The sequence below is a fragment of the Rhabdothermincola sp. genome, assembly GCF_036846205.1.
Lineage (GTDB): Bacteria > Actinomycetota > Acidimicrobiia > Acidimicrobiales > Acidimicrobilacustridaceae > Rhabdothermincola.
Window position 1 is genome coordinate 1 of record NZ_DAIUCK010000107.1, and the last position, 10280, is coordinate 10280.

Sequence of the window (10280 nt, forward strand, 5' to 3'; positions counted from 1 at the left end):
GGGGATGTGCGGGGGCACGTCGCGGGGCGCGCTCACGGTGCCCGGGCGCAGCCGCTCCTGGCTGGCCTTGTGGCACCGCTTGAACTTGCGGCCGCTGCCGCACCAGCACGGGTCATTCGCTTTCAACATCGTCCTCGGCAGTGTACGGCTCGCGCTGACTGGCGGCTCCGGGGCGGGTGCGACACGATCTGGCCAGTGAGCATCATCAAGATCAACGCCATCACCGTGCCCCCGGAAGCGGGCGACGAGCTGGCCAAGCGCTTCGCGGCCCGGGCCGGCGCAGTGGACCACCAGGACGGCTTCGAGGGTTTCGAGCTGCTCCAGCCGACCGACGGCCGCGACACCTGGCTGGTGGTGACCCGCTGGCGTGACGAGGAGGCCTTCCAGGCGTGGGTGGCCTCCCCGGCGTTCGCCCACGGCCACCAGGGCGCGGACGCGCCGGCGCCTCATGGTGGGCCGGTGAGCACGCACAGCGAGCTGTGGTCGTACCAGGTGGCGCTGTCGAGCGGCCCCCCCGCGAGCTGATCAAGACCCGTGCTGCTCGATCTGCACGAGTCGTTCGCCTGGTTCGTGATCATCGGCAACGGCTTGGCAGGGGTGTGGGCGCTGGCCGCCCACTGGTTGCCCGCCCTGCGAACCCGCGCTCTGTGGTGGTTCACGATCGTGGCGGAAGTGGCGATCTTCGGCCAGGTGGCGATGGGTGTGGGCCTGGTGGCGGGACAGGGTCTCGAGGCCCCGCAATTCCACATGTTCTACGGGTTCGTGGGCATCATCGCGGTGGGGCTGATCTACAGCTACCGCCAGCAGATGGAGCCCTACCGGTACCTGCTCTACGGGTTTGGTGGCCTGTTCCTGATGGGCCTCGGGATCAGGGCGATGATCGTGGGTGCGACCTGACTCGGGCGGAGTCGCCGAGGAGTTGGGGGCGCTGACCGATCAGAGGTTGACGACCGGGCAGGTGAGGGTGCGGGTGATGCCGTCGATCATCTGGATGCGGCTCACCACCATCTTGCCGAGATCGTCGACCGAGTCGGCCTCGGCCCGGGCAATGACGTCGTACGGTCCGGTGACGTCGTCGGCGGAGACCACACCGTCGATCGCGCTCACCTCCTCGGCCACCTGGGCGGCCTTGCCGACCTCCGTTTGGATGAGCACGTAGGCGCTGACGGCCATCGCGGTCTCCCTTCTGCGTTCCGGGTCATCAAGCCATGAGCGATGCCGATGGTAACGGGGCCGGGAACGCTGGGGCCCGGCTGGGAAGCCGGGCCCCAGTTCACCAGCGTCATGCCCGCGGCTCAGTTGTGGGAGACCTCGGCCTCGATGGCCTGCGCGCCCTCGCCCCGGCTGACTTCGATCTTGCGGGGCTTGGCCTGTTCGGCGACCGGGACGGTGACGTGCAACACCCCGTCGTGGTAGCGGGCCTCGAGTCGATCGGCATCGAGGTTGTCACCGAGGGAGAGCTGGCGGACGAAGCGACCGTAGCGCCGCTCCCGAACGAGTACCTCCTCGCCCTCTTTGCGCTCGGTTTCGACCCGCCGCTCGGCGGAGACGGTGAGCACGTTGTTCTCGACCTCGACGTCGATGCTGTCGGGGTCGACACCGGGCAGCTCGAAGCTGATCTCGACCCGGTCGCCTTTGCGTACCGCATCCATGGCGATCCGGGCGGGGCCGGCGGGGGTGCCACTCCACATCTCCTGGGTCAGGCGGTCGAGCTCCCGGAAGGGATCGAAACGGATCAACATGGTCTGCGACCTCCTTGCTGGTGACTCGGACTGCTCCAATGGGTCGTTCGACTCACCTTCAGGATAGCGCCAAAGTTGAGTGTTGACAACACAAGTTTTCTGACTGCAATGCCATCATGTGATTGTGGTGCGCGCTGAAGGAACGGGGCGAGGGCGCGCTCAAGCCACTTCTCGGGCGAAGAGGTGGGCAGGGTCTCGCGACCCGGGCGAGGCCGCGAGCCGGCGGGACAGGATTCGGGCGGGTCAGTCCGCCAGGCGCTTTTCGAGCTGACGCAGCTCGTCCCGCAGCTCGTCGGGCAGGCGCTCTCCGATGAACTCGAAGTGGTTCTCGATGAGCGGGATCTCCTGGCGCCACGACTCCGGGTCCACCTCGAGGAGCTCGGCCAGGGTGGCTTCGTCCACGTTCAGGCCCGTGCGGTCCAAGGCGTCGAGGGTGGGCACCCAGCCGATCGGGGTCTCGGTGGCCTCACCGCGGCCCTCGACCCGCTCGACGATCCACTTGAGCACTCGCGAGTTCTCGCCGAAGCCTGGCCAGAGGAACGAGCCGTCCTCGCCCTTGCGGAACCAGTTGACCCAGAACAGCTTGGGGAGCTTGTCGGCAGCGCTGGCGTCACCGATCGAGAGCCAGTGGGCGAAGTAGTCGCCCATGTTGTACCCGCAGAAGGGCAGCATGGCGAAGGGGTCGAAGCGCAGCTCGCCGACGGTGCCGGTCGCGGCGGCGGTCTTCTCCGAGGACATGATCGAGCCCAGGAACACCCCGTGGCGCCAGTCGAACGACTCGGTCACCAGGGGCACGTTCGTCGCCCGCCGGCCGCCGAAGAGGATCGCGGAGATCGGCACCCCGGCGGGGTCCTCCCACTCGGGGGCGATGGACGGGCACTGGGTGGCGGGCGCCGTGAACCGGGCGTTGGGGTGGGCGGCCGGTGTGCCCGACTCCGGCGTCCAGTCCTGGCCCCGCCAGTCGATGAGGTGCGCGGGAGGCTCGTCGGTCATGTCCTCCCACCACACGTCACCCTCGTCGGTGAGCGCGCAGTTGGTGAACACCACGTGTCCGCTCAGGGTCTCCATCGCGTTGCGGTTGGTCTTGGCGTTGGTGCCCGGCGCGACACCGAAGAACCCGGCCTCGGGGTTGATGGCGTAGAGCCGCCCGTCGTCCCCGAACTTCATCCAGGCGATGTCGTCACCGATGGTCTCGACCTTCCACCCCGGCAGGGTGGGGATCATCATCGCCATGTTCGTCTTGCCGCAGGCGGAGGGAAACGCAGCCGCGATGTAGTGCTTCTTCCCGTCGGGTGGGGTGACCCCGAGGATCAGCATGTGCTCGGCCAGCCAGCCGTCGTCGCGGGCCATGGTCGACGCGATGCGCAGGGCGAAGCACTTCTTGCCCAGCAGCGCGTTGCCGCCGTAACCCGAGCCGTAGGACCAGATCTCGCGGGTCTCGGGGAAGTGGACGATGTACTTGTTGTCCGCGTCGCAGGGCCAGGGCACATCCTCCTGCCCGGGGGCCAGCGGCGCGCCGACCGAATGGACGCAGGGCACGAACTCGCCGTCGGCTCCCAGCACGTCGAGTGCGGCCTGGCCCATGCGGGTCATGATCCGCATGTTCACCACGACGTAGGGCGAGTCGGTGAGCTGGACCCCGATGTGCGCGATCGGCGACCCGAGTGGGCCCATGCTGAACGGCACCACGTACATCGTGCGGCCCTGCATCGCCCCGTCGAAGAGCGCGAGCAGCTCGGCTCGCATCTCGGCCGGGTCCCGCCAGTTGTTCGTGGGCCCCGCGTCGATCTCGCGCTCGGAGCAGATGAACGTGCGGTCCTCCACCCGGGCCACGTCGCCGGGGTCGGACAGGGCGAGGAAGCTGTCCGGACGCAGCGTCTCGTTCAGTGACCGGAACGTCCCGCTCTCGATGAGCAGGTCGCACATCTGCCGCCGCTCTTCTTCGGAACCGTCACACCAGTGGACGCTCGCCGGTCGGAGGATCCGTGCCCACTCGTCGACCCAGTCGATCAGCTTCTGGTTGGCGGTTGAGGCGGGCATGTGACCTCCGACGTCGTTGTCGCTGCGATGACGCGCCGATGACGCGACCGTGAATACCCAATACTAGGTGGCGACAGACGGTGGGCAGCCAGCCCACGGCAGGCGACGAGTGAGGACGTGGCGCTTGGCGCAGGACCCGGCGGGCGTTCGGCTCAGTGGCCCTTCGGGCCCAGGACGGGCTGGTCGGGGCCGTCCTGGGGGTGCTGGGGGTCGTCGGGGTGCGCCAGCTCGAAGCCCGGTGTGCCCATGTCGACCTCGGAACCGAGGCGCAGCTTCGTGGCCAGTCCGCGCCCGTCGAGGTCGAAGACCACCCGCTGGCCCTGACGGAGCATCCGGAACGGCGAGTGCTCGAGCGCACCCTCGGCCAGCTCGTACTCGCGCAGGTCGCTGTCGGCGATGATCGTGCCGTCACCGCTGGACGGGTCGTAGGACTTGATCACCCCTTGCACGCTGTGCTCCCTGTCGATCGGCCGCCTCAGCGGGCGACCTTCTCGATCTTGCCGGCCTTGATGCACGAGGTGCACACGTTCAGCCGTTTGGGCGCGCCGTTGACCAGAGCTCGCACCCGCTGGATGTTGGGGTTCCAGCGGCGCTTGGTGCGGCGGTGCGAGTGGCTCACCGCCATGCCGAACGACGGCTTCTTGCCACAGACCTCGCAGACGGCAGCCATGGTGGGACCTCGGGGGTTCTCGGGGCGGAGTTCTCGAAACAGCGGAGGCCTCGAATGAGGCCCCGGGAACGCTAGCAGCGGCGTGCCTGCTTCGGACAATCGCACCGATCGCGGGTCAGGTCCGTGGCGATCGGTACGATCGGCCGGCGATGCCCATCGATGCGTTCACGGCGGACGAGATCCGGCGAGCCATGAAGGTCTATGCCGGCGCGCTCCGAGACCATCGGGAGGCGATCAACCGGCTGAACGTCTACCCGGTTCCCGACGGTGACACCGGGACGAACATGGCCCTCACCCTCGAGGCGGTGTGCAACGAGCTTGACCTCGCGGCCACCGACATGGCCTCGACGTGCAAGGCGATCGCGCACGGCTCGCTGATGGGCGCCCGGGGCAACTCGGGGGTGATCCTGTCGCAGATCCTGCGAGGCACCTGCGACGTGCTGCGCGAGCACGACATGTGTGACGGCTCGGTGTGGGCCGAGGCCCTCGGGGCTGCGTCGGAAGCCGCGTACGGCGCGGTGATGCGGCCGGTGGAGGGCACCATCCTCACGGTGGCCCGGGAATCCGCCGAGGCGGCCCGGGCCGCGGCCGAGCGAGGGGCGGCGCTCGTCGAGGTGCTGGAGCGGGCCCGCGACGCCGGAGGTCGAGCCTTGGAGCGCACGCCGGAGCTGCTGCCGGTGCTCGCCGAGGCGGGGGTGGTGGACGCGGGCGGCGCGGGGCTGCTGCTGCTGCTCGACGCGCTGGCCCATGTCGTCGACGGCCGGCCGATGCCGGTGCCCACCGAGGACGAGGGGCGGCTGCCGGCGGGGGCGCTGGTGCCCGGCGGGCACGCGAGCCCCGGCGGGGGCCACCGGCCCGACGAGTCTGGCGAGCACGGCGTGTCCGACCTGCGCTACGAGGTCATGTACTTCCTGGAGGCCCCCGACGAGGCGGTGCCCGGGTTCAAGGACGTGTGGGCCACGGTCGGCGATTCGATCGTGGTGGTCGGCGGGGACGGCTTGTGGAACTGCCACATCCACACAGATGACATCGGCGCGGCGATCGAAGCGGGCATCGACATCGGCCGGCCACGCAACATCCGGGTCACCGACCTGCTCGAACAGGTCGAGGAGGAGCGCTGGGTCCGCGAGGCCGAGCCGCTGCCGCCGGAGCCCGCCGCCGCCCACGAGCCGGTGCCCTGCGCGGTGGTGGCCGTGGCGACCGGCGACGGGGTGCGGCGCATCTTCTACTCGCTCGGGGTGCAGGGCATCGTCACCGGCGGCCAGACGATGAACCCCTCGACCGCCCAGTTGCTGGAGGCGGTGGAGAAGGCCCCGGCGGACGAGGTGGTGATCCTGCCCAACAACAAGAACATCATCCCGGTGGCCGAGCAGGTGGGGGGCCAGACGAGCAAGCGGGTCTACGTGGTGCCGACCCGGGGCGTGGCGGAGGGTTTCGCGTCCCTGCTGGCCTACGACCCCCAGGCCAGCGGCGAGGACAACGCCCGGGCCATGGCCGACGCGGCGGCCAACGTGATCGCCGGCGAGGTGACCCGGGCGGTGCGCGACTCGTCGTGCGACCTCGGGCCCATCGCCGAGGGCGACTACATCGGGTTGAGCCGCGACGGCATCGTGGCTGTCGCGGCGAGCCTCGACGACGCCTGCACCCAGTTGCTCGACGCGCTGGTCGGCGACGACCACGAGATCGTCACCATCATCGAGGGGGAGGGCGCGACCGCGGCCACCACCCGCCACATCGAGCTGTGGTTGCAGGACCACCGGCCGAACGTGACCGCTGAGGTGCACCACGGCGGCCAACCCCTCTACCCGTATCTCTTCGGGATCGAGTAACCCCCGGCGGCGCGATGGCCGGCACGCTGGTCCGCCTGGCCGGGATCCCGGTGACCGAGCTGAAGGGGGTGGGGCCGCGCTCGGCGGCGGCGCTGGAGCAGGTCGAGGTCCGTTCGCTGCTCGATCTGCTGATGTACTACCCACGCCGCTACCTGGATCGCACGAAGGAGGTCCCCCTCGGGCAGTTGCGCCCGGGTGAGGAGGCCATGGTGCTGGCCCGGGTGGTGAGCGTGGGCAGCCGGGTGGCCCGCAACCGCCGGCGCATGGTCACCGCCGAGGTCACCGACGGGCAGGCCGGCATGCGGGTGACCTTCTTCAACCAGCCGTGGCGGGAGCGCCAGCTCACCCCGGGCACCGAGGTGGTGCTGTTCGGCAAGCTCGAGCTGTTCCGTGGCCGCCGCCAGATGACCAACCCGGTGGTGGACCTGGTGGGCGACAAGACCGGGCGCATCATCCCCGTGTACCCCCAGTCGGAGAAGGCCGGGGTGCAGAGCTGGGACGTGGCCAGGTGGGTGGAGGAGCTGCTACGGCGCACCCGGTTCGACGACCCGGTGCCCGAGCACGTGCGGGCGCGCTGGGGTCTCGTCGATCGCCGCCGCGCCTTCCACGACATCCACGCGCCCGAGTCGATGCGCGACCTGCAGGAGGCCCGGCGCCGCCTGGTGTTCGACGAATTGCTGCGGGTCCAGCTCGAGCTGGTGCAACGCAAGCGGGAGCTGGAGGCCACCACCGTGGGCATCCGCCACGAGGTGGGCGGCGAGCTCGTGGCGCGCTTCCACCAGCGCCTGCCGTTCCCCCTGACCGGCGCCCAGCGGCGGGTCATCACCGAGATCGAGCGCGACCTGGCCGGCCCGCACCCGATGCACCGCCTGCTGCAGGGCGACGTCGGGGCCGGCAAGACGGTCGTGGCGGTCAGCGCCCTGCTGGTGGCGGTGCAGGGCGGCCACCAGGGGGCGTTGATGGCCCCCACCGCGGTGCTCGCCGAGCAGCATCACCTCGGCATCCGCCGGATGCTGGAGGGCTTCACCGTTCCCGACACCGCCGAGGACGGGAACCTGTTCGCCAGTGCCGGTCTCGACCGCGAGCTGCGGGTGGAGCTGCTCACCAACCGCACCACCGCCGCTGAGCGCCGCCGGTTGCTGGCCGAGCTCGAGCGGGGCGGGATCGACATCCTGGTCGGCACCCACGCGCTGATCCAGGAGGGGGTGTCGTTCCGGTCGCTGGGGGTGGTGGTGATCGACGAGCAGCACCGCTTCGGGGTGGAGCAGCGGGCGGCGCTGCGAGCCAAGAGCGCGGCCGAGGCGGTGCCGGACGTGCTGGTGATGACGGCCACGCCGATCCCCCGCACCGCGGCGATGACGGTCTACGGCGACCTCGACGTGTCGGTGCTCGACGAGCTGCCGCCGGGCCGCACGCCGATCGTGACCCGTTGGGCGCGAGGGCCCGGCGCCGAGGAGGAGGTGTGGGACACGGTCCGGGCGGAGGTGGCCGCGGGGCGCCAGGCCTACGTGGTGTGCCCCTTGGTGGAGGAGAGCGACAAGCTGGAGGTGGCCTCAGCGGAGGAGACCTTCGAGCGGCTCGCCGGCGGTGAGCTGCGCGGCCTGCGGCTCGGGCTGCTGCACGGGCGGGTCGGCCCGTCCGACAAGGAGGCCGTCATGGGCCGCTTCCGGGACGGTGAGCTCGACGTGCTGGTGGCGACCACGGTGATCGAGGTCGGCGTCGACGTGCCGAACGCCACGGTGATGGTGATCCTCGACGCGGACCGCTTCGGCATCGCACAGCTCCACCAGCTCCGCGGCCGGGTCGGTCGGGGCGAGGCGGCGTCGGTGTGCTACCTGGTGGGCGACGCCACCACCGCCGAGGGCGAGCAGCGGTTGCAGGCGATGGTGCGCACCACCGACGGCTTCGAGTTGGCCGAGGTCGACCTCGAGCTGCGAGGTGAGGGCACGATCATGGGGGAGCGGCAGAAGGGGCGCAACGACTTGCGGCTGGCGTCGCTGCGACGCGATCGGGAGTGGGTGGAGCGGGCCCGCGAGGTGGCCTTCGAGCTGGTCGGTGACGATCCGTCGCTGGCGGGACAGCCGGCGCTGGCGGAGGAACTGGCGGTGCTGCTGCCCGGCGAGGATGCAGCCGAGTTCCTGCTCAAGTCCTGATCGGGCCCGGATCGCCCGTCAGGTGCGTGGCCCGTCGTGGTCGTCGCCGGCTTCGAGGACCACGTCGAAGCGCTCGCCGCAGTCGGGGCACCGGTAGGCGACGACGTCGCCGGGCTCCCAGCCGTCCTCGGGACGGTACGACAGCAGCCGGGTACGGCCTCCACAGTCCACGCAGGTGAACCCGGGCGGTGCCTCCACGCCGAGCAGGGTACCGCCCCGGTACGGTTGGCGACCGATGCGGGTGGTGGCCGGCACAGCCAGGGGTCGGCGCCTGGTCGCACCTGCCGGCCGCGACGTGCGGCCCACCACCGACCGGGTGCGCGAGGCGGTGTTCAACGCGCTGGGAAGCCTCGACGCCATCGAGGGGGCCCGGGTGCTCGACCTGTTCGCGGGCTCGGGGGCGCTGTCCATCGAGGCGCTGTCGCGGGGGGCGGGCCACGCGGTGCTGGTGGAGCGGGACCCGGCCGCTCGGGCCGCGATCGCACAGAACCTGGCGGCGACCGGTTTCGCCGGGAACGCCACGGTGGTGGCCGCCGATGCCGAGAGCTACCTGACCGGAGCGCCGGACGCCTTCGACCTGGTGCTCGCCGACCCCCCTTACGCCTACGGCGAGTGGCCGGCGCTGCTGGGCTCGATCGCTCGGGTGGTCGCGCCGGGCGGGTTGGTGGTGGTGGAGTCCGACCGCGAGGTGCCCCTGCCGGAGGGATGGCGTGTTGAGAGGGGCAAGCGCTACGGCGGTACGCTCGTCGTGTTCGCTCGTCCCCCGAGTTCCCCGGAGACCCGTTGACCCGAGTCCTGTACCCCGGCTCGTTCGATCCGATCCACAACGGTCACGTCGAGATCGTCGAGACCGCGTCGCGCCTGTTCGACGAGGTGATCGTGGCCGCCATGCGCAACCCGCAGAAGGGCGAGCCGCTGTTCACGCTCGACGAGCGCCGGGCGATGCTGGAGGAGACCGTCGCGCACCTGGAGAACGTGCGGGTGACGATGTTCTCGAGCCTGGTGGTCGACCTGGCCAAGGAGGTCGGCGCCGACTTCATCGTGAAGGGCCTGCGAGCGGTGTCGGACTTCGAGAGCGAGCTGCAGATGGCCCAGATGAACCACAAGATCTCCGGTGTTGACACCTTGTTCATCCCCTCGGCGTCTGCGCACTCGTTCCTGGCGTCGAGGTTGATCCGTGAGATCACCCGCTTCGGGGGCGACGTGTCCGCGATGGTTCCGATGGCGGTGGCCAAGCGCCTGCAGGAGAAGTACGGCCGGTGAGCGACTTCGACGCCCCCGAGGATCTCGACCTGACCCCGCCGCCGGTGGGCTCGCAGTACCACCCGCCCGAGACGGAGGAGGTGCTGCTGCAGCTGCGGGAGGTGATCGAGGCGGCCCGGCCGGTGCCGCTGTCGGCCTCGTCGATGATCGTCAAGGACGAGGTGCTCGAGCTCATCGACGAGGCGATCGCCCGCCTGCCCGAGGAGCTGCGGGCCGCTCGCTGGCTGCTGAAGGAGCGCGAGGAGTACCTGGCGCGGGTCCGCCACCAGGGTGAGGAGCTGCTGGAGCAGGCCCGGGCCCGGGCCGAGCGGATGGTGCAGCGCACCGAGGTGGTGAAGGCCGCGGAGCAGCGGGCCTACCAGATCATCGACACCGCCGAGAGCGAGGCTCGCCGCCTGCGCCACGAGGTCGAGGACTTCTGCGACCAGAAGCTGGCGAGCTTCGAGATCGTGTTGGAGCGCACCCAGAAGCTGGTCGCCGCGGGGAGGGCCAAGCTGCAGGGCACGAACCTGCTGGGTGAGACCGGCGCGGAGGAGGAGCAACGGCTGGCCGAGGCGACGCTCCCGCCCCCGCCGGACCAGCC

At 70.5% G+C, this 10280-nt stretch carries 14 protein-coding genes; 7 read left to right on the forward strand and 7 right to left on the reverse strand.

Going from position 1 to position 10280, the window contains the following annotated elements:
- Positions 1-129, reverse strand: a 129-nt coding sequence (locus tag V7004_RS15860; protein ID WP_442968064.1) for an SEC-C metal-binding domain-containing protein, incomplete at its 3' end; no start/stop codon positions are given.
- 66 nt (positions 130-195) lie between these two features.
- Between V7004_RS15860 and V7004_RS13455 the strand changes: the two genes are divergently transcribed.
- Both V7004_RS13455 and V7004_RS13460 read left to right on the forward strand, forming a co-directional pair.
- The gene (locus tag V7004_RS13455; protein WP_334144606.1) at positions 196-525 is read left to right on the forward strand and encodes an antibiotic biosynthesis monooxygenase family protein; all 330 of its coding nucleotides are present in this window, start codon (positions 196-198) and stop codon (positions 523-525) included.
- A 9-nt stretch (positions 526-534) separates the two neighbouring features.
- Positions 535-897, forward strand: coding sequence for a hypothetical protein (locus tag V7004_RS13460; protein ID WP_334144607.1), 363 nt, complete (start codon positions 535-537; stop codon positions 895-897).
- Between the two features lie 39 nt (positions 898-936).
- Here the strand turns inward: V7004_RS13460 and V7004_RS13465 are convergent, their stop codons facing one another.
- The 5 genes from V7004_RS13465 to rpmB form a co-directional block, all read right to left on the reverse strand.
- Positions 937-1173, reverse strand: a complete 237-nt coding sequence (locus tag V7004_RS13465; protein ID WP_334144608.1) for an Lrp/AsnC family transcriptional regulator — start codon at positions 1171-1173, stop codon at positions 937-939.
- Between the two features lie 122 nt (positions 1174-1295).
- Positions 1296-1742: an Hsp20/alpha crystallin family protein gene (locus tag V7004_RS13470; protein WP_334144609.1), complete on the reverse strand. Its 447-nt coding sequence runs from the start codon at positions 1740-1742 to the stop codon at positions 1296-1298.
- A 243-nt stretch (positions 1743-1985) separates the two neighbouring features.
- Positions 1986-3782 (reverse strand): phosphoenolpyruvate carboxykinase (GTP), encoded by a 1797-nt coding sequence (locus V7004_RS13475; RefSeq protein ID WP_334144610.1) that lies wholly within the window; start codon positions 3780-3782, stop codon positions 1986-1988.
- Positions 3783-3934: 152 nt separating this feature from the next.
- Positions 3935-4222 (reverse strand): hypothetical protein, encoded by a 288-nt coding sequence (locus V7004_RS13480; protein ID WP_334144611.1) that lies wholly within the window; start codon positions 4220-4222, stop codon positions 3935-3937.
- A 35-nt stretch (positions 4223-4257) separates the two neighbouring features.
- The gene (gene rpmB, locus V7004_RS13485; protein WP_334144612.1) at positions 4258-4452 is read right to left on the reverse strand and encodes a 50S ribosomal protein L28; all 195 of its coding nucleotides are present in this window, start codon (positions 4450-4452) and stop codon (positions 4258-4260) included.
- Between the two features lie 149 nt (positions 4453-4601).
- Here rpmB and V7004_RS13490 point away from each other — a divergent pair, with 149 nt between their 5' ends.
- Positions 4602-6281 (forward strand): DAK2 domain-containing protein, encoded by a 1680-nt coding sequence (locus V7004_RS13490; protein ID WP_334144613.1) that lies wholly within the window; start codon positions 4602-4604, stop codon positions 6279-6281.
- A gap of 14 nt (positions 6282-6295) precedes the next feature.
- A complete protein-coding gene (gene recG / locus V7004_RS13495) occupies positions 6296-8434 on the forward strand; it encodes an ATP-dependent DNA helicase RecG (protein WP_334144614.1) in 2139 nt (712 codons plus the stop codon).
- 18 nt (positions 8435-8452) lie between these two features.
- On the opposite strand, the gene V7004_RS13500 is transcribed toward recG, so the two are convergent.
- On the reverse strand, positions 8453-8632 hold the full coding sequence (locus tag V7004_RS13500) for a hypothetical protein (protein ID WP_334144615.1): 180 nt from the start codon (positions 8630-8632) through the stop codon (positions 8453-8455).
- Between the two features lie 37 nt (positions 8633-8669).
- On the opposite strand from V7004_RS13500, the gene rsmD reads away from it, so the two are divergent.
- The 3 genes from rsmD to V7004_RS13515 form a co-directional block, all read left to right on the forward strand.
- A complete protein-coding gene (rsmD, locus tag V7004_RS13505) occupies positions 8670-9221 on the forward strand; it encodes a 16S rRNA (guanine(966)-N(2))-methyltransferase RsmD (protein ID WP_334144616.1) in 552 nt (183 codons plus the stop codon).
- On the forward strand, positions 9218-9697 hold the full coding sequence (gene coaD / locus V7004_RS13510) for a pantetheine-phosphate adenylyltransferase (RefSeq protein WP_334144617.1): 480 nt from the start codon (positions 9218-9220) through the stop codon (positions 9695-9697). The genes rsmD and coaD overlap by 4 nt, the downstream gene beginning before the upstream one ends.
- Positions 9694-10280, forward strand: a 587-nt coding sequence (locus V7004_RS13515; RefSeq protein ID WP_334144618.1) for a hypothetical protein, incomplete at its 3' end; no start/stop codon positions are given. The genes coaD and V7004_RS13515, both read left to right, overlap by 4 nt.

Bases quoted from the DNA above. Each gene is read 5' to 3' on its own strand.
- V7004_RS13465 (WP_334144608.1), bottom strand. From the start codon at position 1,173: ATGGCCGTCAGCGCCTACGTGCTCATCCAAACGGAGGTCGGCAAGGCC.
- V7004_RS13490 (WP_334144613.1), top strand. From the start codon at position 4,602: ATGCCCATCGATGCGTTCACGGCGGACGAGATCCGGCGAGCCATGAAG.
- recG (WP_334144614.1), top strand. From the start codon at position 6,296: ATGGCCGGCACGCTGGTCCGCCTGGCCGGGATCCCGGTGACCGAGCTG.
- rpmB (WP_334144612.1), bottom strand. From the start codon at position 4,452: ATGGCTGCCGTCTGCGAGGTCTGTGGCAAGAAGCCGTCGTTCGGCATG.
- rsmD (WP_334144616.1), top strand. From the start codon at position 8,670: ATGCGGGTGGTGGCCGGCACAGCCAGGGGTCGGCGCCTGGTCGCACCT.
- V7004_RS13470 (WP_334144609.1), bottom strand. From the start codon at position 1,742: ATGTTGATCCGTTTCGATCCCTTCCGGGAGCTCGACCGCCTGACCCAG.
- V7004_RS13475 (WP_334144610.1), bottom strand. From the start codon at position 3,782: ATGCCCGCCTCAACCGCCAACCAGAAGCTGATCGACTGGGTCGACGAG.